Genomic DNA, 602 nt, shown 5'->3' with positions numbered 1-602 from the left:
AAGATCAGGCTATCAGCGCGATGAATTTGCGGTATTGTATCTTGATCTAGATGGTTTTAAGGAAATCAACGACACATACGGCCATGACGCTGGGGATGAAGTTTTAAAACGTGTCGCAGATCGTTTGACATCGGCGACTAGGCATAGTGACTTAATCGCACGCCTGTCTGGCGATGAGTTTGTTATGCTGGTCAACCCGGCCAATCAAAAAGTCGTAACGCGAATCGCCGAGCAATTGTTAGAGAGCATCTGCGCGCCTATTGAATACAAAGGTAATGAGTTAAAAGTCGGCGTGAGCATTGGGGTGAAATTGGTTGGCGTTAATGAACGAGACGCAACCCGTATTTTAAAGAGTGCGGATACCGCAATGTACCAAGCGAAGAAAGCCGGAAAAGGGCAAGCAATATTAATGGGATGCGAATTGCAAGAGACCGTTTAAATTGTCGCATTAAAGCTTTACACTAATCGGATTCGCGTCAGAAGGATTGATAAAATGAAAGTACTCGTTACGGGTGGTATGGGCTACATTGGCAGCCACACTTGTATTCAAATGATCGAAGCTGGTATGACACCAGTTATTCTCGATAACCTATACAACAGCA

The 602-nt window shown here is 44.7% G+C and carries 2 protein-coding genes; both read left to right on the top strand.

Translation table 11 applies throughout. The features are described 5' to 3' along the window. Positions 1 to 439, top strand: a 439-nt coding sequence (locus R7Q09_RS26900) for a GGDEF domain-containing protein (protein ID WP_318144043.1), incomplete at its 5' end; no start/stop codon positions are given. Positions 440 to 493: 54 nt separating this feature from the next. Continuing rightward, a partial coding sequence (locus tag R7Q09_RS26895) for an NAD-dependent epimerase/dehydratase family protein (RefSeq protein WP_318144044.1) occupies positions 494 to 602 on the top strand: 109 nt, incomplete at its 3' end.

The sequence above is a fragment of the Vibrio sp. 2130-1 genome (genome assembly GCF_033339515.1).
Note: the sequence above shows the minus strand (reverse complement) of the source record. Positions and strands in the feature narration are given on the sequence as shown.